Origin of the sequence: Kriegella aquimaris (assembly GCF_900103215.1) — a bacterium.
GTDB lineage: Bacteria > Bacteroidota > Bacteroidia > Flavobacteriales > Flavobacteriaceae > Kriegella > Kriegella aquimaris.
Genome location: NZ_FNGV01000001.1, coordinates 453,328 through 478,268 on the forward strand (window position 1 = coordinate 453,328; position 24,941 = coordinate 478,268).

Annotated in this window: 15 protein-coding genes; all 15 read right to left on the bottom strand. The window is 39.8% G+C overall.

From position 1 onward, the window contains the following. Positions 1-3: 3 nt before the first annotated feature. Entirely contained in the window at positions 4-3,411 is a 3,408-nt protein-coding gene (locus tag BLS33_RS01980; protein ID WP_089884744.1) for a TonB-dependent receptor, read from the bottom strand. 97 nt (positions 3,412-3,508) lie between these two features. Then, entirely contained in the window at positions 3,509-4,630 is a 1,122-nt protein-coding gene (locus BLS33_RS01985; protein ID WP_089884746.1) for a FecR family protein, read from the bottom strand. Between the two features lie 198 nt (positions 4,631-4,828). Further along, entirely contained in the window at positions 4,829-5,398 is a 570-nt protein-coding gene (locus BLS33_RS01990) for an RNA polymerase sigma factor (RefSeq protein ID WP_089884748.1), read from the bottom strand. A gap of 283 nt (positions 5,399-5,681) precedes the next feature. Next, entirely contained in the window at positions 5,682-7,349 is a 1,668-nt protein-coding gene (locus BLS33_RS01995) for an FAD-dependent oxidoreductase (protein ID WP_089884750.1), read from the bottom strand. A gap of 49 nt (positions 7,350-7,398) precedes the next feature. Beyond that, entirely contained in the window at positions 7,399-8,868 is a 1,470-nt protein-coding gene (locus BLS33_RS02000) for a sulfatase family protein (protein ID WP_089884751.1), read from the bottom strand. A gap of 136 nt (positions 8,869-9,004) precedes the next feature. Continuing rightward, positions 9,005-10,690 carry an FAD-dependent oxidoreductase gene (locus tag BLS33_RS02005; RefSeq protein WP_089884753.1) on the bottom strand — a complete coding sequence of 562 codons (1,686 nt, stop codon included), beginning with the start codon at positions 10,688-10,690 and terminating at the stop codon, positions 9,005-9,007. Between the two features lie 190 nt (positions 10,691-10,880). Further along, positions 10,881-12,251 (bottom strand): Gfo/Idh/MocA family protein, encoded by a 1,371-nt coding sequence (locus BLS33_RS02010; RefSeq protein WP_089884755.1) that lies wholly within the window; start codon positions 12,249-12,251, stop codon positions 10,881-10,883. A 283-nt stretch (positions 12,252-12,534) separates the two neighbouring features. Next, complete coding sequence (locus BLS33_RS02015) at positions 12,535-14,049, bottom strand: Gfo/Idh/MocA family protein (protein ID WP_089884757.1); 1,515 nt, start codon at positions 14,047-14,049, stop codon at positions 12,535-12,537. Between the two features lie 412 nt (positions 14,050-14,461). Continuing rightward, a complete protein-coding gene (locus BLS33_RS02020; protein WP_089884760.1) occupies positions 14,462-15,325 on the bottom strand; it encodes a sugar phosphate isomerase/epimerase family protein in 864 nt (287 codons plus the stop codon). Between the two features lie 42 nt (positions 15,326-15,367). After that, on the bottom strand, positions 15,368-16,708 hold the full coding sequence (locus BLS33_RS02025) for a Gfo/Idh/MocA family protein (RefSeq protein ID WP_089884761.1): 1,341 nt from the start codon (positions 16,706-16,708) through the stop codon (positions 15,368-15,370). 526 nt (positions 16,709-17,234) lie between these two features. Then, positions 17,235-18,641 (bottom strand): sulfatase family protein, encoded by a 1,407-nt coding sequence (locus tag BLS33_RS02030; RefSeq protein WP_089884763.1) that lies wholly within the window; start codon positions 18,639-18,641, stop codon positions 17,235-17,237. Between the two features lie 260 nt (positions 18,642-18,901). Further along, a complete protein-coding gene (locus BLS33_RS02035; protein ID WP_218129522.1) occupies positions 18,902-20,692 on the bottom strand; it encodes a hypothetical protein in 1,791 nt (596 codons plus the stop codon). Positions 20,693-20,818: 126 nt separating this feature from the next. Next, positions 20,819-21,640 (bottom strand): alpha/beta hydrolase, encoded by an 822-nt coding sequence (locus BLS33_RS02040; RefSeq protein ID WP_089884765.1) that lies wholly within the window; start codon positions 21,638-21,640, stop codon positions 20,819-20,821. Positions 21,641-21,725: 85 nt separating this feature from the next. Further along, positions 21,726-23,180: a rhamnogalacturonan lyase family protein gene (locus BLS33_RS02045; RefSeq protein ID WP_089884767.1), complete on the bottom strand. Its 1,455-nt coding sequence runs from the start codon at positions 23,178-23,180 to the stop codon at positions 21,726-21,728. A 57-nt stretch (positions 23,181-23,237) separates the two neighbouring features. Then, complete coding sequence (locus BLS33_RS02050; protein WP_176801302.1) at positions 23,238-24,773, bottom strand: CRTAC1 family protein; 1,536 nt, start codon at positions 24,771-24,773, stop codon at positions 23,238-23,240. Positions 24,774-24,941: the final 168 nt, after the last annotated feature.

The following is a 24,941-nucleotide window of genomic DNA, read 5'->3' on the forward strand; positions in this document are numbered from 1 at the left end:
ATCTTAAAATTTTAGATTTACACCAAAAGTATAGGTCGTTAAAATGGGGTAATACGATCCGCTAGAATTGACTTCCGGATCCCATCCCTTTCGGTATGAATTGAAAGAATGTAGGTTTTCGGCACCTAAATACAATCTCAGATTGTCAATGCCTATTTTGTCTGTTGCCTTGTTTGGAACATTATATCCCAATTGTACGTTCTTAATACGCAAGTATCCTGAATTAATGACCCAAAAATCAGATGTTGTGGTATTTGCGGTGCCACTGTTCGTGATTACTTCCAAACGAGGATACTCGGGGTAACGTACCGGATTATTAGAATCAAATCTTCCATCCATTTGCCATCGCTGTATATTTCCTAAGTTAAAGAAAGCATAACCCGCATAATTTGTCAGTAGTCCTTTTACTTCTGCCACTCCCTGAAGGAAGACCGAAAAATCAAAATTCTTGTAATTCAAATTAATATTTGCTCCATACGTATATTTAGGAATTCTGCTTCCCAAATATGTACGATCATAAGTAGGATCGACCTGGCCGTCAGGCACGCCATCAGGACCACTGATATCTTTATATCTTAAGTCTCCTGCTTGTGCCGTAGGGTTCACCGCTGACATATCAGGCCAACTACTTACTTCCCCATCGTTTAGAAACACCCCATCGGCTTTATAGCCATAGTACATCTGCATGGGATAGCCAATAAACAAATCAGACCCGTTACCAACAAATCCATTAGGTTGTTCTACATTACCCAAACCTAAAGTAACTACTTCGTTTTCAATGATTGAAAAGTTACCGTTGATCGAGTAACTAAAATCACCTATACTGTTACGATGGCCTAAATCAAACTCCCATCCCGTATTATTAACTGCCCCTGTATTGGTCTCACTAATGCCTACCCCCAAAACAGTAGAAACACTGGAAGATGGTTTAAAAAGTACATCGGTGGTTTTTCTTTGGAAATATGTGGCATTCAAAGTAAGTTTACCATCGAAAAAGCCTGTTTCAACACCGAAATCGGTCGTTTCTGTTGATTCCCATTTGATATTGGCATCCCTGTAAGTCGCATATGCCGCACCGGTTGAAAGTCCACCTCCCAAAGAATAATCGCGTCCGGAAGCCAATACGGTCTGATAGGGATAATTTCCTATGTTCTGGTTTCCTAAAATACCCCAAGAGGCTTTTAATTTTAAGTTAGAGATCCAAGAAACATCTTGCATGAACGATTCTTGAGAAAGTCTCCATCCTACCGCAACAGCAGGAAAAACGGCATATTTGTTACTTTCCGGAAATCGGGAGGAACCATCATATCGAAGTGTCGCCTCAAAAAGATACCTTTCCATATAGCTATACTTCAAACGGGAGAAATAAGACTGTATCGCCCATTCGGCATCATAACCACCAGACTGTTGGTTCTCTGCACTGCCCAGGTCTAAAACTGTATAATCGTTACTGGGGAAATCTTGTCGGTATCCATTGAAGAATGACAACACTTCATTTTCAAAGGAATAACCAGCCAACAGACTGAAGTCATGATCACCGAGTTCTTTGGAATATTCGCCCGTGAATTGCAAGGTTTTGAAAATTTCTTTGTTACTAAATTGGTTTAATTGAGACTGTGCCAGAAGCACGTCTTCATTTAAGCGTTGCGATGCCAAATAAGAACGTTGTTCAAATAAGGAAAAATTATAACCGCCGATTGCCGAAAAAACCAAATTGTCAGTCGGTTTGTAATCCAATTTCATATTTACGCCCACCTTTGTGCGCGGATTGGTCAAATAAGATTCTGAAGCGAGCCACGATGTCGGCGTGCCCCCGCTCTCTGGTCCTATTCCATAATCACCATTTGAGGCTTGCCCTAAAAATACGGCCGGATAACGCACCGCATTTTGAATAAGTTGATCTTGAAAACTATTGTTTTCACTACCTTTATTGGCAGTCGCCTGGGGTTCTTTTCGTTCTTCTATTGTACCGAACATTCGGGTACTTAATTCAAACTTATCGCCCAACTTATTCTGGAGATTCATTCGGACATTATATCTACTAAAGCTGTTTTTAGGAACGATACCATCTTGTTCCAAGATTCCGGCGGAAACATAATATTTGTTCTTTTCATCTCCCCCGTTAACAGTTAATGTATGAGAGGTTTGTACGCCGTTCTTAGAAAAAAGGTCTTCTAAAAAGCGTGTATTCGGGTAGTTATCAAGATCTGATTGAGATCTATATTTAGCAATGTCTTCAGCTGAAAAACTATTACTTCCTGAAGCGATATTATACATTTCGGCATACTCCCAAGAGTTTACAAATTCGGGAAGTTCGGTGGCGCCGTTAAAACCTACATAGCTATTATAATTGATGGAGAATTTGCTTTCGCTCCCGCTTTTGGTGGTTATCAAGATAACACCGTTTGCAGAACGTGCACCGTAAATTGCAGCTGAGGAAGCGTCTTTCAATACCGAAATTGACTTAATATCATCAGGATTAATATCGTTCATACTACCTGCAATACCGTCGATCAATACAAGTGCATCTGGCGTCGCCCCAAATGAACCTACGCCTCGTACACTTATCGCACCCGAGCTTTGTCCCGGTCGCCCTGATCTTTGAATTACCGTTACCCCGGGCATTTGCCCAGTAATAGCTTGTGAAACTTGGGTAACTGGTCTATTTTCTATGTCTTTTGAAGAAACTTGGGAAACGGATCCAATTACATTCACCTTCTTCTGTGTACCAAAACCTACAACAACGACTTCATCGAGGCCTGCGGCACTTTCCATTAAAGTAATGTTCAATGACGTTTGCCCGTTCGTTGGCACTTCTTTTGTTGCGTACCCGATATAGGAAACAACAAGAATAGCGTCATCATTAGTCAATTCTATGCTAAAATTACCATCGAAATCGGCAGTTACCCCGTTTGTTGTTCCTTTTTCGACAATATTGGCTCCGGCCAGTGGTATACCCGTTTCATCGGTCACTGTACCCGTTACGGATTGTTGCAAAATTTCTACAGTTGTATCCTCTTTGGTATTTCGAATTTGGTGGTCTGGTAATTTCTCATGGCTTTTTAAAACTATCTGATTTTTGACCATGGTATAGGATACCGTACCGTTCGGAAATAAATCTTCCAATACAGATTTAATAGATTGTTTTTCAACATTTAGGGACACCTTTCTATTGACATTTAACTCCCCTGTTTTATAAAAAAAACGAAACTTGCTTTGTGCCTCAATTTGTTCAAATACATTTTCAATAGTTGCATCGTTCACCACAAGAGTTACCCTCTTGCTTTGTGCATATGAATTGGCATGAAGGTTAAAAAGGGCAAAGACAAACAATATAATCGATATTTTCACCGTGCGATTCTTGTTAAGAATGTTTTCCACAATAATGAAAAACAATGGTTTTTTTTCCATAGTTTTAAGAGATTTTGATTAGTTAATTTTGAGTTGAAATCAGTTTAATTCGGGGAACGTTGCCGCGTTTCCCGTTTTTTATAATCCTTATATCATATTATTCGGGCTTTTTAATTACTATTCGGTTATTTATAATATCATAGTCAAATCCGGCACTTTCTTTAAAGGTATTCAACAGGTCTTCAATCGTCTCGTTCTCAAAAGTTCCCCTAAACTGAACCGGATCAAGATCTTCATACCCGTTTTCAATAACTACATTGTATCTTCTCTCAATTTTCTGTATGATGTTTTTAAATGCTTCGTTGTTAAAAACCATGTGGCCATTTCTCCAACCTAAATAGTCATCAACCTTTACTTCGGTGATACTTATGGCATCATCACTCAAGGTCGCCTTTTGTCCCGGTTGAATAATCTTGGCATCCGTTCTTTTATCGGTATTCGTTTGCTGTCTTACCGCAACACTGCCTTCTAAGAGTACGGCGTGTGCCGCCTCATTCTGATAACAGCTCACATTAAAATGTGTGCCCAATACTTGAACATCCATACCTTGGGAAACAACAGTAAAAGGTCGCGCCGTATCTTTCGCTACTTCAAAATAGGCTTCTCCTTTTAAAAAAACTTTGCGTTCTTCCCCTTGAACAAAACTTATTGGGTATTTTAATGAAGTGTCAGAATTTAGGTGTACCGAACTCCCATCGGATAAAACCAATTGAAAGGTCTTTCCCTTTGGGACTAGAATTTCATTGTAAACCATTTGCTCTGTTGTCGGCTTACCGTAATAGACCATCTGGTTATCGGTTTGTGAGGCGAGAATATTTCCTTCCGTATCCCTTAAGACTTCTCCGCCTCCCGCAACGATTTTCTTCAATTCGTTGTTTCCCGTTTTTAAAACAATCGGATTATCTTCAATTATTAGTGTTGATTCTTCTTTCGAAAGATTGGTCCATATAACAGCTGCCCCAACCAGACCAATAAGTACCGCTGCATATTTTAAAAAAAATATTTTATCATATTTTTTTTTTGGATTTCTTTGATTTGTCTGTACTCTAATTTTTGTCCAGACTTCTTCCTTTAGTTCTTCATCAAATTTGAATTCAGACCTAAAAGAGTGCTCGTCTTGAAAAGACTCTAGAAAACTATCAAGCAATTCAAGCTCTTCGGGCGAACATTGATTGTTCACGTATTTCTTAAAAAGTTTTTTTGCCTTTTTGGTATTCATTTATCGGACGGTTAGGGAGCGATTTCATCTATAAGTACCCTAAATAGTATCAAGGTACACGTCAAAAGCCATTTATTTTTAAAATTATTTAAAAATCACTTCAACAATTTCTCATATTCTTAATGGCGACTTCATAAGATAACCCAACTTATATCGCCTTTTTATCTTGAAAAAAAGTAATTAAAAAAAAATTCGTAATTATAGTAGAATAAAAAGGACAAGGAAAACCACCTCCTCTAACTGAAGATTGCTTCGCAGAAACGCGAGGGCTTTAGAAATTTGGTTCTTTACCGCCTGCACGGATATATCTAGTTCTTTCGCGATTTCTTTGTTCGATTTGTGTTGATAGCGGCTCAGCAGAAAAATTTGTCGGCACCTTTGGGGTAGGCTATCAACGTGGTTCCGAATTCTCTGTTCCAATTCAGAATATTCCAGTTTTTGGGAAACGTTCATCGAAACATCAATAATATTTAGTCGCGTTAAATCTTCACTTGAAAATTTAGAATCACGAAAGTGATTGAAAATTTGATATTTTACTGCTTGAAAAAGATAGGGTTTCAAGGCAGAAATTTCTGTTTTTCCCCTTTTAGACCATAAGGCAATGAATACATCTTGAATAATATCTTCACAAACCGTTCTGTTCTTGATGACCTTCATTGCATAGCGAAAAAGATTTTCTGAGTACCTGTCATAAATGGCCCGAAAAGACGCCCTGTCCCCATTTTGCAATCCCTCCAACAAACTTGAATCTTCTATCTCATTTTTCATCGCACGTCATTCTCTGCGATAAATCTATAAAAAATAGATTAATATTTAACATTATATTAGGAAAACCTCAATTCGGCAGTCGTTTCATTGACATAAAACTTTAATCTTATAAATAAATTCAGGTTTCGGCAATTAAGATGTCTTGTTAAAAATAGATAAAGGGAATCTGGTTTTTACCAAATCCCCTTTTGCAACTTTAAAAAACTAAACTAACTCAAAAAATTAAGCTTTTGACTGGTCGATGTTACTATCTTTTTTCCAATCAACCTCGATATATTTTTAATTATTCCAATACTTGCCCTTTATCGAGTAATACCTTTTTTAGGTCTTCATACGCCACATCTTGTACAGAAGTTTCCTTATCAAGCGCAAGAACGGCTGCCGCTGCCGCCGATTGACCTAAAATCATGAATACAGGTTCCATTCTTATAGAGCCAAAAGCGATATGGCTCGAAGAAACACAAACCGGTACCAAAAGGTTTTTACATTCTTCTTTTTTTGGCACTAGCGAACCGTATGATATGGCATACGGACCTTTTGTACTTACGCCAATATCTCCTTCATTTTGTACAAAGCCATCTTCTTTTATATAACGTTGCACATTGTGAGAATCCATGGTATATGAACCCATACCTACGGATTGGGGCGTTGGCTTTTTCTTTAACAGCTCATTCTCGGTCATTACAAACTCACCGATCATACGCCGCGCTTCACGAACATAAATCTGATGTGGCCAATTACCATTATCGGTAAACTCATCTTTGGCCAATCCCCATTTTTGCATTTCGGATTGAATATCCTTAGGCACTCTTGGGTCGTTGGCTACAAACCACAATAATCCCTTTTGGTATTGTTCATGTTCTTTTATAATTTCCTTTCGTCTTTCGTAGGAAGCTTCCGGATAGTCGTAGTTCATGCCGATATTATCACTACTGAAAGGTCCGTGATTGTTCGTATCGGTCTTATGATTGGGAATGGCATCGAATTTACCAAACCACTCTTTCCAACCGGCATCGAAAACACGTGCCAACAATTCGTACTGCATCGGATCGTAACCTTCAGGCTTTGGAAACGGCACTCTGTTTTCATCGTGATTAGTCATACATGTTCTAAAACAGTATGCCTGTATTTTATCGTCACCACTATGTTTTTCTCCGGGATCTTCCCCTGAAACCCTTGGCAAAAGACCACTCGAAGGATCCCCAGGAATTACATATGGAGAAATGTCGGACTCAAACCAATGCTTATGGTGTAAAACTCCGGTTTGTACGCCGTTCCATTCTTCTCCGTAAACATCTTGCCCTTCGCGGCCAACATGATAACTCACTCCTGAAGTAGCCATTAAATCACCTTCATACGTAGCATCGAGAAACATTTTACCCGTGTAGGTTTTGCCAGATAATGTAGTAATCGAAATAATACTGCCATCTTTCAACACCACACCGTTTTCCCTATCCAACCATTCATCACGATCGACACGTATATCTTCCTCTTTGACCAAATCTTCAAATACGTTCTCGGCAACATGTGGTTCAAAAATCCACATGGTTCGGTTCTCTCCATCCATAGCAGGCGTTCCCTGTCCCGTATTACCGTACTCACTGTGGGGCTGCCATTTCCACGCCTCATCAGTATTATAATGATTGTATACTCGATGATAGAACTCCCTGGCAAGGCCACCAATTACACTTTTATTCCCTGTATCCGTCCAACCCAAACCACCTGATGTCAATCCACCCAAATGGATATCCGGAGAAACTACAATTACCGATTTTCCCGATCGTTTAGCTTCTACCGCAGCGGATACCGCCGCCGAAGTTCCCCCATAAATTATAATGTCAGCAGTATTTGGATCTTTTGTCTCAGCTTGTTTATCCTTACAGCTAAAAAAACTTGTTGCAGTAATCAGCAGAACAAGTAACGACAATATGGTTCGTCTATTTTTTCTCATATCTTCTTCTATTTAAAATTAAGATTGGTTGTTTTTATTTATTTGATTTTCAATAATTTTTACTTTGATCAATGGCGGTTCGGGATATCATTTCATGCAATTCATTTTTCATCGTTTTTGCCAATTCAGGATTTTTTTCAAATCTATTTGTTGATTCAGATACATCGTCTGCCAAATTGTATAATTCCCCATCGGTGTTTTCATCAGACGGCATAATATATTTCCAATTTCCTTTCCGAATTGCCATCCCATTTGACGATTGAACTACGACAGATTCCCTGATACTCTCTTCCTTTCCCATTAAAACGGAAAGTTGATCGTAACTATCTATGGCTGCATCGGTCGGAAGTTTAAAACCTACAATCGAACCTAGGGTAGCCATCACATCATTTAAGGCGAACAGTTGATCGGATTTAGCTCCCGAAGGAAACTTTCCTGGCCATTTGGCAATAAAGGGAGTTCGCACCCCTCCTTCCCAAATCGTCCATTTTGTTCCTTTCAAATCACCATTGGGATAGTGTTCATTTGCATTTGTTCCTTTTTTAATAACATCCTTAGGACTATTGCTGGCGCTAGCGAGATCGATATGAGTACCCGTCATCTCAAATTGGGATCCATTGTCACTGGCAAAAAGAACTATCGTATTTTTCGATTGCTGTAAACTATCGAGTGTGCTCAAAAGCTTACCGATATAAGTATCCAGCTCATACACATAATCACCGTATAGACCTGCTTTCGTTGCACCTTTAAATTCATCGCTCACAGACAATGGAATGTGGGGTACATAAGGCGCAAAATACAGAAAAAAAGGCTTTTTGGGGTCCGTGGCGTTATGGTCTGTCAAAAAACGTACACTTTTCTCGGTTATCATACTGAGATACTTGTCGGATGGAATAACCTCAATATGGTCTTTTTGTGTGGCAGAATCAATATTGTAAAAATCGTGCTGCAGCGCGGCAACAATGTTTTTCCCATTCATAACCCAACATTCACTCGCACAGCTAAAACCAAACCAATGCTCAAAACCATGATCAACAGGACCATCGCTTACCGGACTTTTCAAATCGATATTGGCACCGTTATTTTCGGCCTTAAATTTCCCGTAGCCCGCAGGCCTTTCCCCATCGAGTGTTGGAAAAGAGGCGCCCAAGTGCCATTTGCCGAAACCTGCCGTGGTATAGCCCGACAGCTGCAACATTTTGGGAAGGGTCAACTGACCTTCGGCCATCATTGAAGGTTCATAATTGGATAGCACTCCTGATTTCTTCCAGCTTCTAAAAGGGTACGTTCCGGTCATGAGCGCATAACGAGATGGTGAGCAGACAGATACAGGGCAATAGGCATTGGTCAAACGAATACCCTGTGAAGCCAATCTATCTAAATTAGGCGTCGGTACCAACGAATTATGGTTGTACGATGCTAAATCACCATACCCCAAATCATCAGCTAGAATCAATACGATGTTTGGCAATACGGTAGCCGCCTTTTCCTTCTTCTTACAGGACACCGCAAATGACATCCCTATAATAAGAACAACACCCAACAAAAATGTACGACATTTCAAATGAGTATTTGTACACCAATATTCTCTGGAAGGAATTTTCACAGTTCTTGTATTACTTTTTTCAATTAACAACTACGTTTCTCAATGACTATTATTTTAGACGCTGTCCATCTTTTAACAGCGCGGCTTTTAAGCTTTCGTAAGAAATATCCTGAACGGAGGTATCAGTATCTATGGCCAAAGCGGCAGCTATGGCCGCAGATTGGCCCAATACCATAAAAACAGGTTCCATACGTATAGAGCCAAATGCAATGTGAGTTGCGCTAACACACACGGGAACAATCAAATTTTCACATTCTTCTTTTTTCGGCACCAAAGATTTATAACTGATCGGGTATGGTTTGAAACCATGTGCTTCGACATTACCCTCATTTTGAACATATCCATTGGCATCGACATAGCGCTGCACATTATGGGAGTCCATTCCATAAGCTGCCAATCCGATTGCATCCTCTGCTACTGTTAAAGCTTCACAGTTATGTTGTGTCATGACATAATCGCTGATCATTCGCCGTGCCTCACGAACGTAAAGTTGTTGTTGCCAACCATCTGCACGCTCAAATTCATCTTTTGAAGTACCCCATCGTGAAGCCTCATCGCGTACTTCTTTTGGAATTCTGGGGTGATTGGCCAAAGTCCACATCAAGCCCATCTGATAATTTCTATGGTCTTCGATAATTTTTTCCCGTTCAGCATACGAAGCATCCGGGTAATCGTAATTTTTCCCTATATAATCTGTTGAGAAACCAAATTTGTTATTGGTATCGGTTTTTCGGTTCGGCATACTAGAATTAATCCATGGTAAAAGCGAATTGCCGTAGCTATACATTTCACGTATTGGACCTTTTCGGGCTTCATAATTACGAAATAACAATTCGTAATTGATCTCGTCGTAATTTGCAGGTTTTGCGAAAGGAATTCGGTTCTCCGGATGGTCGGTCAAACACATTCTAAAACAATACGCCTGTATTTTATCATCCCCTGCTCCTTCAAGACCAGGTTTTTCGTTAACATTAGGTAGTAGGCCACTATTAGGGACACCTTTTACTACATAGGGATCGACTCCTTGAATAAAATTATGGTTATAGGCATTCTTTGAAACCAATTTTGTCAAAGACAAGTTGATATTATTAGCCTGTACGCCGTTTAAAGTTTCACCATATTCTTCATTGCTCTCGCGACCCACGGCATAAGTTACCCCAGCTGTGGCCATGAGGTCGCCTTCATATGTGGCATCAAGAAATACCTTGCCGATGAACTTCTTTCCACTTTCCATGGTTATCGATTGAATTTTTCCTCCAACTTTATGTACACCTGAAGCCCTATTCAATCTTTCCTTATAAACCAGTTTTACTTTTTCATTACTTAGCATGTCAAGATAGACCGAAAGTGCAGCCGAGGGTTCAAATGTCCACATCGATGCTTCTCCTTTTTCCGTACGGGTTTGTCCACTATCAATATATTCTGAACGATTTTCCCATTTCCAATTTTTAGGATCATCGTAATATTTCTTGATGTTTTCGTAAAACTCACGCGAAATTCCACCAATGGCCTGTTTATTACCAATATCGGTTTGTCCCAGCCCGCCGGTGGTCAACCCTCCAACTCTATTGGTTGGCTCGATCAACACAACCGATTTACCCATTCTACTGGCTTGAATAGCAGCTGCCACTCCGGCCGACGTACCGCCATAAACGACAATGTCATATTTTTTTGATTGCGCGGTTCCGATTTGAACGGCTAAAAAAACTAAAATTAAACACGTAGTTATTCTCATTGATTTTATATATAATTAGATTAATTGTTTCCATTAATGAATATGAACACTGGAAGAATTTTTAAGAAAAAAATACTAATCCTTGATAGGGAATTTGTGTAGAACATTTTTTTCAAAATTGTCAATTGTACAGCGAATAATCAAACTTAAAGCTATTAAACAAAGGCACTTGATTATTACTAAAATAATATTAAAATCCAGCTACCTCCCAACCCTTGCGATATTCACGGCGAAGATATTTGTTAGCTCTACGGTCGGAAAATCGCATTTTGGCCGCATCCCATTCGAGAAGTGTATCGGGCATCCGTATTGCTACCGTACCAAGGAGTATTGCTTCTGTCATGGGGCCGGACTGGGCGAAATGTGATTCCGTTTTTTCACCGCCCAAACAAGCATCTACAAAATGATGGTAATGATTGCGTTCATCAAGTTCAGGGGATTTGTAATCTACATATTTGTTCTCCGGCAATAACACTGGCATGTCAGTATGCGGTATAAGTAGCGCCCCTTCGGTTCCGATAAGCATGGCGGATTCTGCGGGGTACGGTTTATCGGGGTACAACGCTTGTATTTCCCAAGGCGGATAAAACTCCCCGTCGTACCATTCCAGTGGAAACACATCAGCTTCGGTAAGTTCATTGCCAGGAAACATCCATGTTATATGGTCGCCTTGAGGCCATGTATCCGTATTCCGTTCCGAGGATTGTTTCCAAGACTTTTGAACCTTTGCCGATACCGACTTTGGTGCTTTTAAACCAAGACCTTTCCATACGGCATCAAAAATGTGACATCCTATATCTCCAGACCATCCGGTACCAAAATCTTGCCATGCTCTCCATATGGTCGGATGATAGATATCAGGTGCATAAGGGCGCATCGGAGCGGTGCCTATCCAGAGGTCCCAATCCAAATGAGAAGGAACTGGTTCACCTTGTGCAGGCCTAGGACCAGGAAGCCGATATCGCTCTATGGCTGCCGGGCGGTTCGAGCAGAGATATGCATGCTTGATCTTACCGATTGCACCTTCTTTGATCCACTGAACTGCGAGTCGGTCTCCTTTGCCAGAGGCATGTTGTGTACCAAGTTGTGTTACCACCCCGGCTTTTATGGATGCCTCAGTAAGCTTTCGCACTTCCGCTACATCATGACACATCGGTTTTTGACAATATACATGCTTTCCATTTTGAATGGCCCTATAGGCAATGGCAAAGTGATTATGGTCTGGCACCGTTACATTGACCGAATCGATTATATCTTGCTCCCTTTCAAGAAGCTCACGCCAATCGGTGTATTTTCGCGCATTTGGCAAAAGCGCTGCCGCCTTTTGTAGATTTTTTGCATCCACATCACAAAGAGCCACAATTTCTACACCTTGGTGCTCTTTAAAATTTTTAAGGTCGTGAAAACCCATTCCCCCGACACCAATACAGGCATGTTTCAACTTGTTCTTTGGTGATGCAAAACCCACAGATGGATTCATTATAAAAGGCGCAGCTACTGCCGCTGCTGAAATTGAACCCAAAAATTTTCGTCGTGATACCGACTTGCTTTTATCTGTCATTTTTTGAGAAATTGTATTAAACTAAAAGTTTATTGGATGAATCGGCCATCGGCAAAAAATACATTGAGTATTTACCCCCGTACGAAATTTTAGTTTCCTGCAAATAGGAGATTAATAAACTCATTACGAATTAAATATTTTCTATTATATTTCTAAATATACCCATTTGATTTCAAAGGAATACAGCAGCGTTGGTGCATTGCTTTTCAACAATACCAATACGGCAGAAACCGAGTTTTACCACAGTTTCTGCCGCATATACCTATAATATAAAAATCAGAAACTACGCCGGCATATCGGGTAATTTCCAACCATCACGATACGTATGTTTTACCAATTCGGCGGCAAATTCACTGGCAGAAAAGGGTTCTGTCCAATCTTTTTCAAATTTCGGACGACCGTCGCGCATTACGAAGTTGTCACGAATAACCGTTTTAATGGTTTCATCATCACCTATATTGGTAAACCGCATGTTCTCGCCATCCCACTTTAGAATCTTATTAAGTGATTGAAGACGTACTGCAAGCACACCCATCACAACCATTTCGTTGAAAGGGCCCGCTTCTGAAAAATCTGAAGTACAAGGTTTTCGGTTCTCCGGACTTTCCTTACACGCGCGAACCCAGTCCATCTCATGTGCTCCTTTATTCCATGCAAGACCAATTTCCTCTTCTACCCTGCGCTCTGTTTTTGCTACTTTCGGTAATTCCCTACCAATGATTTCAGGCTCAACCCCATAGCATCCAGCATGCAACACCCCTTTAGTACCATAAAAGAAGGTGCCACCACCCGATTTATTTGGATCTTTACCTGCGGGCCATCCATTTGGCAAAGCAGGTTTAATGCCACCATCGTACCAAGAAACATCCACTTCCGGTAATTTGATTTTACCAATTTTTCCACGCTTCGGAAACGTCAGTTGTACCGATTGAGCGGTCGGGGCAGAATCTTTTAATAATAACGACGAACTGCCCTGTACTTCGGTAGGATATCCTAATTTGAGTGCTTCGAATACCGGATGGAGTATATGACAGGCCATATCGCCCAAGGCTCCCGTTCCATAATTCCACCATCCACGCCAGTTCCATGGGTGGTACACTTGATTATACGGAATCATTTCGGCCGGTCCTGTAAACAAATCCCAATCTAGCGTATCTGGTACCCACTGCCCTTGTACGGGTGGGTTTTGCCCTTGTGGCCATATCGGTCTATTGGTAAAAGATTCTACCTTTGTGATTTCCCCAATAGCCCCGCTCCATATTAATTCACATGTTTCAGCAACCCCGGCTCCTGAGGCACCTTGGTTCCCCATTTGTGTAGCCACATTGTGCTTTTTTGCCAATTTGGTCAATAACCGTGATTCATAAACAGAATGTGTAAGCGGTTTTTGTACGTAGACATGTTTTCCCCTTACCATAGCTTCTGCTGCCACAATAGCGTGGGTGTGATCGGCAGTTGCCACCAATACCGCATCAAAATCATTGCCCATTTCATCATACATGACCCGAAAATCCTTGTATTTTTTCGCATTCGGAAAATGATCGAAACAGTTTTTTGCATATTTCCAATCGACATCACAGAGACCCACTATATTTTCACTTTCCAAGTTTCGGAGATTACCAAAACCCATACTGCCCACTCCGACACCGACAATATTCAATTTATCACTTGGGGCCTTGTGGCCCAACCCTGAGATTACATTGCTCGGGAGAATGGTAATTCCTACGGCGGCAGTTCCCGTTTTCTCAATGAAAGATCTTCTTGAAATTTGTCGGTTTGCCAAATGCTTTTTTTTCATGCGTTGACTTTTTGTTATTTATTATTTGTAATTCGGTTTGTTGTTTGAAGGATGATACTTGGAAACTAAATACGCGAGAGATATTTCAATTCTATTCTTTTACCGTGTAAAACTCTATAAGACTTTGCAAAGTATCAGCTATTGCTAGCTCGTAGTGCATTTAAAATTACAAAAATGAGCCAAACCGATACCCTCTTTTTGAAAAATTATCAAAAAAAGTAATATTTGACTTAGACATTGCCCAAAAAAAGCAATGGGAATAGAATTTATATCCTATTCCCATTGCGACTTTAAACCTAATTAATTCAATTTTCTATTAGGTGTTGTGCTGCTACATTCTGGACATCATGGTCATTCAAACTTTTCGTTTCCTACGACAGAAAACATCAGAAAGAACTTAAAAGTGGCAAAACTACTCCTTTAGGCCTTTTAAATAAGCCATGGTTTGGGGTACCTGCACACTTTTTAACTTGCTCTCATCTTCAATGTAATAATGTTTGACACAAGCTTCTTTGGCCGCTTTTAAAACTTCCGGAATATTAATTTGCCCCGTACCAAGAGGAACATCGTTTTCTGGTGAGGTTTTACCCGAGAAATCACCTTTGACACCTTTTTTCAAATCTTTTAGGTGCATTAGTTTAAAACGAGATCCATATTTACGAAGCAGCTCGGCGGGATCAGCGCCTGGGAAAAACGTCCATAAAATATCCATTTCAAAAGACACATACTCCGGGTTCGTACGCTGCATCAAATAATCGAACAAGGTACCATCTTTGTATGATACGAATTCATATCCATGATTGTGATAACAAAAGGCAACTCCATATTTCTTTTTCAACTTTTTACCTGCTTTGTTAAAATCCTTTGCTGCTTTTTTGGCATCTTCCACGGTAAACGCCCCTTCATGAGGAATCCATGCAATACGCACAAAAGAGGCTCCTAAAATTTTGGCATTTAGACCTACTTCATCCGTTTTATTGACAAGTGCATCATAGCTTACGCCATAAGAAGAACATTTTATTCCTCTATCATCAAGCATATCGCGCAACGCATTGGGAGAGGCACCGAACAAATTGGAAAACTCCATATCGGTAATACCCAATGATTTAATCGTATCTAACGTGGCCGCTACATCTTTTTCAAAACTTTTGCGGTGCGTATAAGACACTAGGCCCGGGGTTTCAGGAAATAGTGGTTTTCCCGATTGTCCCCATAAATCGCCGGTAGCGACTAAAAAGACCAAACAGAGGCTTAAGAGATATCCTATTCTTTTCATACCTAAATATTAAATGATTTTATCGGTTGATATTATTACCGTTTACAATTTAGGTTCCCATCCATTTTCATAATCACGACTCCACAACTTCATGGCATCGCGATCGAACATGCGTCCAGTTTTTTCATCAATATCAAAACCTTTTCCAATACGATAAGCAATGTTGGAATAATGTACCATGGCCATTGTAATACTTCCATCTGAAATTGGTCCGTTTGGTTTTGCCTTACCACGAATAGTATCAAAGAAATTCATTACGTGTGCCGTTGACATATCGCCACCGCCTCCTAAGGCAGTTCCCGCTTCATTTGAGGCAGACTGGCTGTCTTTTACCAATTTTCCGCTGCGATCAAAAAGCTTGTATTCATTTCGATTTACGAAAACAGAACCTTCACTACCATAAATAATAGTGCCTCTTCCGGAACCATAAGTATTGTAGCCGTTTCTACTTTTTCCATCCCATTGGATAACTTTATCCCCTGCAAATTTAAAAGTGGACTCCATGGTATCATACATTTCCCAACCATCATTCAAAAAATGTCGTTTTGCAGCCTCTACCTCAGCGTGGTGCGGAAAATCTACCTGAAGTGCCCATCGTGCGACATCAAGTTCATGGGTACCATTGTTACCTGCTTCCGCCGTACCATAATCCCATCCGTACCAATGCCAGTTGTAATCCCATGTCTCTTCTGTATAATCGCGACGCGGAGCAGGCCCTTGGAAAAGATCCCAGTCAAGACCTTGCGGTACCGCTGTCTTTTTCTGATGTGGCACTTCCCCCCTACCACTTGAATAAAAGGCAACCGCTTTATACGGCGTACCGATTACCCCATTATGAATCTCATTGATGATTTCAATCGTATGAACGGAAGAACGTTGTTGCGCGCCCATCTGTACCACTTTATCATACTTATCGGCAACTGCTACGAGCATTTCATTTTCATGCATATTATGACTCGCCGGTTTTTCAACATAGACATGCTTACCTCCTTTTACGGCCATAATAGTGCCTGGTGCATGCCAATGATCTGGAGTTGCATTAATCAACACATCGACCTTTGGGTCGGCAATCACATTTCGAATGTCATTCTCTAATTTCGGCTTGTAATTGATATGTTTAGAAAACTTTTCCAAAGCCCCAGTGCGTTGTTTTTCCATAACATCGCATAAATACAACAATTGAACATTGGCCTTCTTATTGGAAATAGGGTCATAGTAAGCGCCTAACCTACGCCCCAAACCAGCAATAGCTACATTGAGTCTGTCGTTCGACCCAATTATTCGCCTATAACTGCTCGCGGGCATCGCCATTGCTGAATTGCCAACTGCAACCGCCGCACTCCCTAAGACCGTTTTTGTAATAAAATTTCTTCTTGTCGTCATTATACTCCTAATTAAAATTATTTAACTTTTATGTTCTAAAAAACTAAGCGACCTGTTTCGGTACACCGGAAAAAGATATAACCTTTTTCCGGTTTATTAAAGACAGGATTGATTAATGTGTCCCTATTTCTACCCAAAGTAACCCTATTCCCAATATTCCGTACTGCAGAATCAACTCTGAAGTATCGTCTATTTTTCCTCATAGGTCGAACTAATTCACCGAGCCCTCCTTTGAGACCCAATTCGATACACCTCAAACTTGGACTTGAGGATTTTAAGATGTAAGTTAAAATCCTTGTTCAGACTGCTAAATGTCTTTTTATTCATTAAAATAGCTGAATTCTAAATCTCTATGATGGACAAATTGCTCTTAGACATGGAAATATTGCCCATTCCATTCCTAGTTAAATCATATATTTAACAAACTGGATTTTGTATACTTTCAGCCCATAGACTTTACACACAAAATGGGAACAGGCATTTATCCCTATTCCCATTTATCACTAAAAACTAATACAACTAATACTTAATTATTTATATTCATTTCCTTATGAACAGCATTCAACCACGTTTCATGTAATTTTAGAAGTTCATTTAACTTCTTCGGATTAGATTTTACCAAGTTGTTTTTCTCTGAAATATCGCTTTCCAAATTAACTAGAAATAGCTGATCCACATCGATTTTCTCCCCATTGCCTGAAGGTTCCCTTACGTTTCCAATCAATTTCCAGGGTCCTTCGCGAACTGCCCATTGTGCCAAGGAATCATCGTAGTCATTAATCTGCCAATACATCACTTTATGTTGCGATTCCTTTTTATCATCCAAAATAATGGGCATAAGACTTTTTCCGTCAATGTTACCGGTCACTTGCGTATTAGTTAATTCTGCAATCGTACTAAACCAGTCCATTTCCATAGCGGCCTGATCACGTACTTCATTAGCCGGTATCACATTGGGGTAGCGAATTATGGCCGGCACGCGAATACCGCCTTCGAACAGGCTAAATTTACTTCCCCTATAGGGCCCTGAATTGCCTCCTCCCCAAAAAGCACGTTCCTCCAACGAATGCCCGTGATCGGATTGAAAGACTACAATTGTATTGTCGGCAAGGTTCTGTTCGTCTAGATAATCGAGTACATGTCCGATTTTTTCATCGGTATTGGATACAAATGCGGCATATTCCTTTCTTGGGGTGGGCAGATCTTTATAATAATCCAACCATTTTGTTGTTCCCTGATAGGGGTAATGCGGGGCATTGAATGCCCAATAAATAAAAAATGGTTCGTTTCTTTTCTTGTCAATAACCTGCTTTACTTCTTCGGCCATTAAGTCGGTAAAATGTTGCCCCGAATAATAAACTTCATCTTCATTTCTATAGAGGTCATGTTTATTAGGTCCGTCCCAATAAAAAGTATGGGAATAATTATCGATACAACCTCTTTGATGACCAAAGAAATAATCAAAACCTTGGCCATTGGGCAAATTTTCCTTTCTATGGCCCAAGTGCCATTTACCTATCAGGGCCGTATAGTATCCGTTTTCCTTAAGCATTTCGGCCATCGTAATCTGGTTGGTCGGTAAGCCATGCTTTCCGTTCTTCTCGGCACGCTCGGGTATGGGAACATTGCCTTCCAGACCAGCCCGTAGATTTGTTTTTCCCGTCATAAGTGCCGCACGTGAGGGAGAACAAACCGGTGCTCCTGCATAGAATTGGGTAAACCGAACACCCTCTTTCGCTAGCCTGTCCATGTTTGGCGTATATAAATCCGTTGCGCCATAACAATTAAGATCGATGGAGCCTTGGTCGTCGGTCAATATAACGATGACATTGGGCTTGTTCTTGTGCGAATTTTGGGAGAAACTTGGTTGATGAAATAATACTAAAAAAAGCAACGCTGAACTCGTTACTAATGACTTCTTAAATACACTCATTTCTTTGAATTAATTATATGAATATGGTCTTTAGGTAAAGTTGGCAAAAATTAAATAACCTTCTATTAAAAAATGACGATTATACATTTTGCCCTTTACCGCAATAAAGGTTCACTAAATTTTAGATGCAGCCAAAAAAAAGGAACAATAGTTTCCCACTGTTCCTTTCACAACTAAACTAACTCAACTAATAATTATTTTTCAAGCGAACAAAATCCTGCACCTGGAGATTTATAAGGCCTTATTTAGAGGCATTTGACTCATTCAAGAGAATACCAATTACCTGTGATGTATGCCTTATCGATTTTAGCTAATAAATTAAAGTCGTTTGAACGTAGGGCCATATCCCGTAAATCCATATAGATATAAAAGTTAAGCCAATAGCCAAAATGGTATTGCTCCCTTAACGAATTGACTTGCTTAAAATTCGCGTACCAACTTGTATCAACACCATGTGATTTTGCAATTCGCACGGCATTTTTTGCTCTTTTCCATGTTAATTCTGTTACTTTTTTAAATAAAGCTTCATAATCTCCAAATTCCATATTTTTAGTTTCAACAACAACTTGTGTATCATCAATACCTAATGCGATATAATCAAGTTCATGCTCAAAGATGGAGTCTCCATTCAAGTCATATTGTATAAAATCAAAAAAACCGTTATTATTTCTATCCTCATATCGAACGGTAGGAAATTTTATTCCTTCAACTTTTTCGCTTTGGCGCCAACCCTGCCAACCTTGATATTGCTTCGCATTCTGGTCAATTCGCCAGGCACCCCAGTCGGCCCCGTATAAATGAATTTTATTGTCAAATGAACCAATATATAGATTGCCCTTCCCCGAATTATCCAAATCCCATTCCCCCCTGTCACCAGAGATATCGGCTTGTGGATTATTGTCTAGACCCCCATTTTGGGCGCCAGCCTTATACAAATCTAATGGATCGTAAAACTCTACTCTTTCCCATCTGTGACAGTCGTCATCTTCATCGAACACGAACCAGCATTCATTCCATTCTCCACGATTATAAATTAAATCATTAATTGAATCATGATTTGGAAAAATCAGCTCATCAAGTTGTCTAAAGCGCGCATCATAAAACAAACTGTCGGTACCTTTCAAACCAATCATACTCTTGAATTTATGCCGTTGGTCCATATAATCAAAACCCTTGCCCTTGAATAGTATACTCATGTCAAAATCAAATTCATTTCCTGCAGAATTATCATTGTCCAAATCATACGTCATGGCAACCAAATCAGCAACCCCATCTACTTTAACATTTCTATCGGCTTTACTAACCATGCTAGGATCATTGGGCAATGATGGCCCTTTAGGTTCTTTTTTAGTGATATTGTTATCCACAACCCTAATTGCCATTTCAGTTTGTCCGTCATTATCAGGATCAAAGAAAAGGAAAGGCACCTCCCAATTCAAGCGTAAATCTTCGAAGGCAAAAGTTGATAAATGATTTTTTAAAAAAAGACTTTTGCCGTGATAATCTTCAAGGAATCGACTACTTCCACTATGGTCCCATGCCTCTAATTCAAAAGTATTCCAGTTGATATAATTAAAAATCTGATCATTATCCAAATCAAACATAATCATATAGTGACCTGGATAAAAATCGTTGTTATCAAGACTAAGTTGGTCGGCTACTACTTGCATATCAGCTATGTTATCACCGTTTTCATCATTCCAATCAACTATAAGGTCATATGGGCCACCATACTTTCCATCCATGTTACGATCTATCATCAGGCAATCACTATCCAAATCACCAGAAAGGTCTCCCTCCTTCATGTCGTCATCGTCATCAATCCATTGTACAGGAAAATTGTTGATGGTCAAGGTCTGCAATAAATCAGGATCCCCATCCCCATCTAAATCCTTATAGATGATAGGTGCACCATGTGGAGGGGGCGGGATTCTAAACGAAGTCAGCGGTAAATTTTCGTTCCAATATCGACTTGAATTTTCTTGACCACAAATAGGGTTTAGAGCGAACGCTATTCCCAAAAACAATACTGTCTTAATTATAATTTTCATTTTACTTAATTTACTAGGTAATCCATTCTAGAATTGACCTTCTCCCGATAAACCTGACAATTTAAACCCAGAGAAGTCAGAGCAAACAATGTTTCTGTTGGATATATATTTTCATATGCAAAATTTTTATTCGACATCTGAAATTATATCAGATAAAAATTTTGCGATTTTAACTTCGAAATCGTCCATATGGCTTGCAGGAGTGTGGCCCGCACCCTCAATTGCAATAAGTTCGTTTTTAACTTCAACCTCGTTTAATCTCTTAATTATTTGTAAAGAATTTGCATAGGGAACCGAGGCATCTTCTGTTCCGTGTACAATAATCATTGGAGGATCGTTTTTGTCGATAACATATGTGCCCCAAGATTCATCTGGGCTTCCCCAAAGATTGACAAATGCTAAAATTCCCGATTTATTCCATTTTGCTTTTTTAGTGCCATCGCGGTAGCAAAAATTATTTCCTAATATTCCACCAGCCGAACCTCCTCCTATCACAATTTTCGATTTTTCAATTCCAAGTTTCTTACTATTCTCCCGTACCCAGTTTAAACCTTTCATTGCATCTTCCAATGCGTCTTTCATGGTTCCCGCCTTATCATCTTTAGGATTTTCGCGGACCCTGTAATTTATGGAAAGACAGACGTATCCTCTTTTTGCAAATCGGGTAGCCATTTCAACAATGTAACTTTGCGATTTATCGTAATTTACGCCAAAACCGCCACCGTGCATCCACAGTATTGCCGGACGGTTTTTGACAGCTGTTTCCAAAGGCGAATAAATATCGAGCAAAAGCATTTCCTTTTCGCCTGTATAGTTTATGGTTTTGCCAAAAGGAACATCCCTTTCAATCTTAATTTCATCTTGATTCTGAGTTAATCCGCTAAAAGGATTTAGCATTATTGCTAAGAAAGCAAAAAGGGGAGCTGCTTCAAATATTTTTAGTTTCATTGCTAATTGTTCTATTGATATTTCTTGAATATGTGTTCTTAGTAGTTGAGGCAGTCGAGACCAAACTTAATACCATATCAATCTATTATAATCCACCAAGATTTATCAAATTATTCCCTGTTGCCGTTAATTTTTGGGTTAATTTATAATAAGGGGAGTTGTATCTTTTCAACGCCACATCAGAATCTTTTGCATTCTTATCAGCCCAAATTTTAATGGTACCATCCGGGTAGTAACATAAAAGTTGCTCTCCAGGTAAATTGATAAATTTGGAAGCAATAGCGAGGTAAGCTTTTTCACCTAAATCAGCGATAACTTCACCCGAAATATTATATACTTTTCTATCAGCTTGTTCGCCGATAGCACATGCAAATTCATGGTAACCATCACCATCTAAATCAACGGGAACAGTATTGTAAGCATTAAATGGCAATTCAAGCTTTTCTCCTGTCGATGCATTATAGGCATGTTCTTTCACATCTGCGCGAAAAAAACCATCAGACCCCGCAACTTTTGCTCCAATACTAATGGTGAATGCAAGAATTGATACAGGTGAATTATCTAGATGAGCAGTCCAGCCCATGTCCATATGCCCTTCATCCAAATCTTTCCAAATTCTTTGCCCTGAATCATTAAACATAACTACCCGAGGTTTAATTTGACCTTTATCCCCACTTTCCCTACATGTAAATATGCTCCATTTATTTGTAGCCCTGTTCAAGGTCGGTTGAATAACATCTGAATGACCGTTATATTCATTTTCATCAGCGATAAACAAGTAACGACCGTCGTCAATACTAATACATCTTTCGCCCCAAAGGATTTCATCGATACCATCGAAATCGATATCGACTACCGGAGACATGTGGCTACCGCGAGCACCTGGATCCTCTTTTTCAATAACCAAATCCCATCGTTTGCCCATGCCCTTATCCCATGCCTGAAGCCCCATTTTGCCATAAGTCCCCTGAGCAGTCATTAAAATTGGCTCTCCATTGGAATATCCCCCAAAGATAAAATTACGGAAGGTGTGACTAAGACTACTTCCCCATTCTGTCCTTTTCCATGGCCATTGCCCAATAAGTTTACCGGTACGTGAATCAAGGGCTTCCAAACGCAATTGTTTGTATCCTAAAATGTGAACTGAGTCGGGGTTATTGACAAAATAAATTTCATCAATACCATCATTATCAAGATCGAATGGGAAAATTGGTGTAAACCATCTTCCATTAATAGTACCGGCACCGAGTTCTTTTTTCCAAATTAATTGCCCATCAAGAGTGAATAAAGCGAATTTTAGTTTATCCGACGGCGTAAAAAACATCTCTATACTGGGATCCATTTCCTTATCGGCAGAATAAGATACAAAGATGGCCGACTCATTTGGACCAATTAATACTGGCACGGCACGTAACGCCCCAACATCGGAGCCTAGAGAGAATTCAGTAATTACGTTGAGGTCAATTTTATTATTTGTCTGACTTTTTAATGAAAAGCAGATACAGAGACAACTCATCAATAAACTGATTTTGAGTTTCATATCATTATTTTTTTGAAATTTATATCATAAATTTGCCTATTTTCTATTGCACTTTCACTAAGGTTTTTGTTTTGAATTTGCTGCTTTTTCAACCACTGTAATTACCTTATTAACATCAACATTCAAGATATCAGTCGCATTCCCTTCTGGAAATTTTACGCGCACATCAACTTTACTATGCCCAGCTACACCAAAATGAAGCACAGGGTCATTTTGTGCACTATAACCCGTCGCCCCCTCAGCAAAACGAACACCTAAGAGCGCTGATGGCTCCCCAATGTGGCCTTCTGAATAAACATATACAAAGCTCCCAATAGCATCAATCTGCCCATTGGCACGATACAGCTTGACTTTTAACCAATTTCCAACATTGGCGGTAGTATTCTTAAATAGTGAGTTAAAATCACGTTTATCAGAAATTCCCAAATCTAGCCGACCGTCCCCATCGAAGTCAGAAAAGGCTACCCCTCGCCGGTCTCCTTTTGGTGGTGTTATTCCTGTTGCTCCAATTATGATAAAATTGCCATCCCCATCATTGTTATAAACTTGAAGGCTACCCTTATTTTTGTTGAATGAGGCTTCATTCCCAGGAATGATCAAATCAAGGTCGCCATCATTATCAAGGTCACCAAATACCATCATATATCCATCATAGTTTGGAAATGTACTTATTTTGGTAAATACGCCTTCACTGTTCTTATAGACCTCTCCACCACAAGCAAAATCTAGGTCACCATCATTGTCTATATCCCCCCAAGCGGCTCCATCATCTGATTCCTTATTATCAAGTGCTATACCAGCTATCGAAGCAACCTCCGTGAAAGTTCGATTTCCGTCGTTGCGGTATAAATGATTCGGAGCATCACGGATGTTTGTATAAATGTCTATATCCCCATCACCATCATAATCAATAGTTTGAACACCCTGGTTATTGCCGTCTGTACCTAATGTAGTGGCAGTTAAATACTTGCCCGTTCCATCATTCCAGAAAACATGGTCATTTGAGGTTCCGTCCGTTTTATCTCCACCTTTTATTTCCGACCAACTGACGGCTACAAGGTCAAGATAACCATCCCCATCAAAATCAGCCGCACCTACCCCTCTTGTTTGATTAGAGATAGAGCCTGGCGCTTCGAACAAAGCAGTTGAACTCGTTAATATGTCAGTGAAATGTCCTAAACCATCATTGTTTGCCAGCACATCGACAACCTTTTCTGTATTGGTATAATGCCTGTTTCCATTAGCAAACCAATCCCTGTCTCCATCATTATCCCTATCAAATGATATACCTCCGTGCCCCTCATCCTTGAGTTGCCTGTAACCTGAAGAAACACTAATATCTTGAAAAGTACCATCACCATTATTATGAAGTAGAATATTAGGCCATCGACCAACAAAAAGGTCAGGCAGTTCATCACCATCAATATCGGCCCATACAATACGGTGGCCCCAACTGTATGGCCCATCAAAGCCTTCCTCCTTGGCTGCCAGATTCGCCGTGGAATCGGCTGCCCTTAGTCCACTAGAAATAGTGACATCTTCAAAACTTATCTGACTAATTCCATAATAGGGAAATAGTCCAAGTAAAAGCACTAATTTTATTTTGTTTATAAATAACATTTTCCCTCCTCTCGTTAATTTGAAATTTTAACTTTTAGCACTAATAACTTCCTTGTTAACAGTTATTTAATCGATGTAAATGATGGTATTCATTGCAATATTTTTATAGCTAACCTCTGGGGCGACTTTTGGTTTTAATCT

What these genes read in the sequence shown, in the direction of transcription:
- BLS33_RS01990 (WP_089884748.1), bottom strand. Translation starts at nt 5,398, where the DNA reads ATGAAAAATGAGATAGAAGATTCAAGTTTGTTGGAGGGATTGCAAAAT.
- BLS33_RS02025 (WP_089884761.1), bottom strand. Translation starts at nt 16,708, where the DNA reads ATGACGACAAGAAGAAATTTTATTACAAAAACGGTCTTAGGGAGTGCG.
- BLS33_RS01985 (WP_089884746.1), bottom strand. Translation starts at nt 4,630, where the DNA reads ATGAATACCAAAAAGGCAAAAAAACTTTTTAAGAAATACGTGAACAAT.
- BLS33_RS02030 (WP_089884763.1), bottom strand. Translation starts at nt 18,641, where the DNA reads ATGAGTGTATTTAAGAAGTCATTAGTAACGAGTTCAGCGTTGCTTTTT.
- BLS33_RS02000 (WP_089884751.1), bottom strand. Translation starts at nt 8,868, where the DNA reads ATGTCATTTGCGGTGTCCTGTAAGAAGAAGGAAAAGGCGGCTACCGTA.
- BLS33_RS02045 (WP_089884767.1), bottom strand. Translation starts at nt 23,180, where the DNA reads ATGAAACTCAAAATCAGTTTATTGATGAGTTGTCTCTGTATCTGCTTT.
- BLS33_RS01995 (WP_089884750.1), bottom strand. Translation starts at nt 7,349, where the DNA reads ATGAGAAAAAATAGACGAACCATATTGTCGTTACTTGTTCTGCTGATT.
- BLS33_RS02010 (WP_089884755.1), bottom strand. Translation starts at nt 12,251, where the DNA reads ATGACAGATAAAAGCAAGTCGGTATCACGACGAAAATTTTTGGGTTCA.
- BLS33_RS02035 (WP_218129522.1), bottom strand. Translation starts at nt 20,692, where the DNA reads ATGAAAATTATAATTAAGACAGTATTGTTTTTGGGAATAGCGTTCGCT.
- BLS33_RS01980 (WP_089884744.1), bottom strand. Translation starts at nt 3,411, where the DNA reads ATGGAAAAAAAACCATTGTTTTTCATTATTGTGGAAAACATTCTTAAC.
- BLS33_RS02015 (WP_089884757.1), bottom strand. Translation starts at nt 14,049, where the DNA reads ATGAAAAAAAAGCATTTGGCAAACCGACAAATTTCAAGAAGATCTTTC.
- BLS33_RS02020 (WP_089884760.1), bottom strand. Translation starts at nt 15,325, where the DNA reads ATGAAAAGAATAGGATATCTCTTAAGCCTCTGTTTGGTCTTTTTAGTC.
- BLS33_RS02005 (WP_089884753.1), bottom strand. Translation starts at nt 10,690, where the DNA reads ATGAGAATAACTACGTGTTTAATTTTAGTTTTTTTAGCCGTTCAAATC.
- BLS33_RS02040 (WP_089884765.1), bottom strand. Translation starts at nt 21,640, where the DNA reads ATGAAACTAAAAATATTTGAAGCAGCTCCCCTTTTTGCTTTCTTAGCA.